At 75.1% G+C, this 4,249-nt stretch carries 5 protein-coding genes; 1 reads left to right on the plus strand and 4 read right to left on the minus strand.

Translation table 11 applies throughout. The annotated features are described in order from the left end of the window. A partial coding sequence (locus LCD33_RS20950) for a DUF5914 domain-containing protein (protein WP_374228531.1) occupies window positions 1-594 on the plus strand: 594 nt, incomplete at its 5' end. Here the strand turns inward: LCD33_RS20950 and LCD33_RS20955 are convergent. From LCD33_RS20955 to LCD33_RS20975, 4 genes are all read right to left on the minus strand, one after another. After that, window positions 549-806, minus strand: coding sequence for a hypothetical protein (locus tag LCD33_RS20955; protein ID WP_224967845.1), 258 nt, complete (start codon window positions 804-806; stop codon window positions 549-551). The genes LCD33_RS20950 and LCD33_RS20955 overlap by 46 nt on opposite strands. Window positions 807-1,419: 613 nt before the next feature. Then, complete coding sequence (locus LCD33_RS20965) at window positions 1,420-2,937, minus strand: NAD(P)/FAD-dependent oxidoreductase (RefSeq protein ID WP_224978181.1); 1,518 nt, start codon at window positions 2,935-2,937, stop codon at window positions 1,420-1,422. After that, window positions 2,930-3,634, minus strand: coding sequence for a class I SAM-dependent methyltransferase (locus LCD33_RS20970; RefSeq protein ID WP_224958737.1), 705 nt, complete (start codon window positions 3,632-3,634; stop codon window positions 2,930-2,932). The genes LCD33_RS20965 and LCD33_RS20970 overlap by 8 nt, the downstream gene beginning before the upstream one ends. Then, window positions 3,631-4,249, minus strand: a 619-nt coding sequence (locus LCD33_RS20975; RefSeq protein WP_224978182.1) for a phytoene/squalene synthase family protein, incomplete at its 5' end; no start/stop codon positions are given. The genes LCD33_RS20975 and LCD33_RS20970, both read right to left, overlap by 4 nt.

Below are 4,249 nucleotides of genomic sequence, written 5' to 3' on the forward strand. Positions count from 1 at the left end.
ACATCCACCTGGTGCTCGCCACCCGCGAGGCCCGGGAGGGGCACCCGGCGCCCGGGAAGGCGGCCCGGGGGCGCCCCCGCCCGGGGGGGGGGGCGCGGGGGCGGGGGGGCCCCCGCGGTGGGGGTGTGCGAGCCGCGGGACGTGGTGGCGAACCGGTTGGACCCGTGGCACGGCTCGTGGTTCCACCCGTACTCGTTCGCGAACCTGGAGGTGCTGCGCGAGCCGGACGCGGAGCGGGACGAGTTCGAGGTCGCGGTGTCGTTCCGGCTGACCGGGGGAGTGGGGGTGCCGGTGCGCGCGACGTTCACCGCCCCGGAGCCGCGCACCGTGGTGATGCACATCGTGGCGGGGGAGGGCCTGGGCAGCGTCGTCGAGACGCACGCGACGCCGCTGGGCCGGAACTCGGCCGGGCGCCCGACGACGGCGGTGGTCGAAGCGGTGGTGGCGCATTCGACGCGGCCGGGCTTCCGGCTGGCCCGCGCGGCGGCGGGCGGGTTGCGGCCGGTGATGCGGTGGGCGGCGTTGCGGTTGTGGCGCGACGACCTGGCCTACGCGGAGCGCCGCTGCGAGCTGCGCGGCCGGTCCGGGGGCTGAAGGTCATCCGGTCGCGGGGCTTCGCCCGCGTCGAACCGCTCGGCGCCCAGCACGTCCAGCAGCGCCGGCGCTTCGGCGTCGCGGGAGCCGGGCTGCGCGGTGTAGAGCACGAGGTGCTGGTCCCGATCGGTGAGCGCGAGCGAGTCGCAGTCGACGGTGACCTCCCCGACGACGGGATGCCACGCGAGCACGTCGAACCTGGCGGACACCACGATGCCCGCCGTCAGCGGTAGTCGTTCGAGCAGCGCGCGGATGCCGGGCCGGACGTCGCGCCGGTGCCGCCGGGTCCGGTTGGGCGCGGGACCGGCAGGACGTGCAGGTGGTCGGATTCGGCGTCGGTGAGCGGCAGCGCGGCGGAGATCCCGGCGAGGACTTCGCCCGACGGGCGCGGTGCCCTGCCTTGTTCGAGCCGGACGTAGTACTCGGGTGGAGAGGTGCGCGAGGACCGCGGCCTCTTCGCGGCGGAGTCCCGGTGTCCGGCGCCGCGGTCCGGATCCGCACGCCGGGCGGTACGGCCACGGAGATGATCGATGCCTGGGAGGCGGCGACGCCCGGGGTGGTGGAACGGGTGACGACGACGAGCCGGCTGGGGCGGATGGCGCAGCCGCGGGAGAGCGCGGAGGCGGCCGCGTGGCTGCTCAGCGATCGGGCCTCGAGTGACCGGCGCGAGCGTCCCGGTCGACGGCGGCAGCGGCGCCTGAGCCCTGGATCGTCGGCGGGGCGGCGGCCCGCCCGGCCGACGCATCTTTTTAAGCACGATGGTTTCAGTGTCGACCGAAATCAGTACTCCAAGAAGACGAAAACACAAGCCCCGCAAGGAGGACCTCAGGCGAACCGCGCGGCCAGCCGCAGCAGCGGTGAGCGCCCTGCGACCGGCACGCTCCACACGTCGTGCCCGCGCAGCCCCCACAGTCGCAGCAACCGGTTCGCCGCGAGCATCCCGCTGGTGGCGGCCCGTTCCATCAGCGCCACCGGCAGGTCGACCCGCACGTGGTCCCCGGCCAGCACCAGTCCCGGTTCGGGGGTGGTGATCGTCGGCCGCGCGGCGAACCCGCCGGGCGGGAACAGCGGGCAGTCCGCGCGCAGCTCGTGGCGTTCGTCGACGATCCCGGCCGTGGTGGTCTCCGGGTAGACCCGGTGCAGCTCGTCGAGCACCCGGGACCGCATTCCCGGGACGGTCGCGTCGGACGTCAGGGCGTAGCAGTGCACCTCGACGACGGATCCGCCGTGCGCGCGGGTCCACTCGGCGGCGTCGTGCTCGTAGCGCTCCAGCACGCTGATGTTGTCCACCGGGCCGAACCCGCTGGTGCCGAGGAACGCGTGCCGGTCGGCGCGCACCGGCCGGTCCAGCCAGAACCGGGACACCAGGAACGGTGGTGGGGGGCGCAGCGCACCGATCCGCTCCCGCCACGCGCGGTGCGCCAGTTCGGGGGAGCCGGCGAGAACGCGCTGCGCTCCGCCGAGTTCGGTGGCCAGCACCACGGCGTCGGCCGCCACCGGCTCGCCGTCCGCCGGGTGCACGGCGAACTCGCGCGGGCCGCGGTGCGAGATCTCGGCGACCTCGGTGCCGAGCCGGAACCGCACGCCCCGGGCTGCGAGGTGCGTCCGCAGCGGTTCCCACAGCGCGGTGGGGAACGAGTCGGCGGCGACGTCGAACAGCAGTCCTTCGCTGGAGCCGAGGAAGTACAGGTGGAACATCAGCGCCAGCTCGGCGGCGGACAGGTCGGTGGGCGGGGCGAAGAAGCTGCGGGAGAACACCTCGAACGCCAGGTGCCGCGCGGCGGGCGGGAACCCGATGTCGCGCAGGTAGTCGGCGGCGTTGGTCCCGTCCAGCCGGGCGTAGACGCCGGGCACCCGCACGTCGGCGAGGGTGGCGGCGGCGCGCAGGTCCATGCCGGGCACGTCGCGCCAGCGGAAGGTGGGGCTGCGGGAGACGAAGCCGAGCGCGTTCCACGGCGGTGACTGGGGGAGCCCGGCGAAGGTGTCGGTGCTGCCGCCCGCGCTCAGCAGCGGGTACTCGGGGAGGGCGACGAGCCCGGCGAGGTCGGGGTCGGCGCGGCGCAGCAGGCGGCGCAGGTTGTAGTACTGCCGGAAGAACGCGTGGAAGCCGCGGTTCATCGCGACCTCGGAGCCGTCGGCGAGGGTGGTGCTCCAGCCGCCGACGCGTCCGCCGAGGTGCGGTTCGCGTTCCAGCAGCAGCACGTCGGCGCCGCGGTCGCTCAGGCAGGCGGCGGCGGTGAGCCCGGCGAGGCCGCCGCCGACGACGGCGACGCGGGGACCGCCGGTGCCTGCTCGGTCGGCGCCGGGGTGCGCGGGGTGGCGGACGGCGCGCGGGTCACGCAACGGGTCTCCTCCCGAGGAAGGTGTGGGTGAGGGTGCGCTGCCAGCCGGACATGGGTTCGACGCGCACGCCGGTGAACCCGGTGCGGCGCATCCGCGCGGTGAGTTCCGGTGGGGAGTCGAAGTCGAGGGCGCTGCGCCACAGGTAGCGGTAGAGCGCGGTGTCGCCGGTGACCCACCGCCCGGCGGGGATGATCACGCTCCAGCACACGGCGTGCCACAGCAGCCGGTCGGCGCGGCGCCGGGGCAGCGAGTAGTCGTGCACGGCCAGCGGTGCTCCGGGCCGGAGCAGGTCGTGCAGCAGGCGGAGTCCGGCGTCCGGGTCGGGGAGGTTGCGCAGCAGGTAGGCGGCGAGGATGCCGTCGAACGGGCCGTGCACGCCGGCGTCGGGGAGGCCGTGGGCGTCGGCGTGGACGAAGCGGACGGTGGGGGGCCAGGGCTTCTCGCGGGCGCGGGCGAGCATGCGGGCGGATCCGTCGACGGCGGTGATGGTGGCGGCGGGCAGCGCTCGGTGCAGGGCGCGGGTGGAGGCGCCGGTGCCGCAGCCGAGGTCGAGCAGGTGGAGGCCGTGGCCGTCGCCGGGGATGCGGAGGCGCCGGGCGGAGCGGTGCAGGTCGCGGTGGTAGCCGGGGTTGGCGGCCACGAGGGCGTCGTAGTCGCGGCCGCCGCGGTCGAAGAGGGTGGTGACCCGGGGGTTCATCGGCGGCTCCGCAGGGCGCGGGCGGTGAGTGCGGTGAGCATGCGGGGTGCGGCGACGCCGAGGCGTCGGCTGGTGGGTACGGCGAGGCGGTGGCCGAAGACCTGGTAGCCGGATTCGACGATGAGGTCGAGGATTTCGCCGTAGAGCAGGTGTGCGGTGCGCACGCAGGGGCGGGCTGCGGGGTGCAGGAGGGCGATGCCGGGTTCGGCGCTGCGGTAGAGGGCGCGGGTGCGGGCGACCTGGTCGCTGAGGGCGCGGCGGACGGGTGCGTCGGGGCGTCCGGTGCGGCGGCACCAGTGCAGCCGGTCGGTGTCGACGCCGAAGGCGGCGAGTTCGTCGGCGGGGAGGTAGACGCGGCCGCGGTCGAGGTCTTCGCCGACGTCGCGGAGGAAGTTGGTGAGCTGGAAGGCGAATCCGAGTGCGGCGGCGTGGGGTGCGGCGTGTTCGCGGGGGCCGGTGGTGCCGAGGACGGGGAGGACTTGCAGGCCGATGACTCCGGCGGAGCCGTGGACGTAGTCGTCGAGTGCGGCTCGGGTGGGGTATTCGGTGATGCGCAGGTCCATTCGCATGGAGCGCATGAAGTCGGTGAACAGGGTGGTGGGGAGCCGGTAGCGG

Origin of the sequence: Saccharopolyspora sp. 7B, assembly GCF_020177435.1 — a bacterium.
Classification (GTDB): domain Bacteria; phylum Actinomycetota; class Actinomycetes; order Mycobacteriales; family Pseudonocardiaceae; genus Saccharopolyspora_C; species Saccharopolyspora_C gregorii.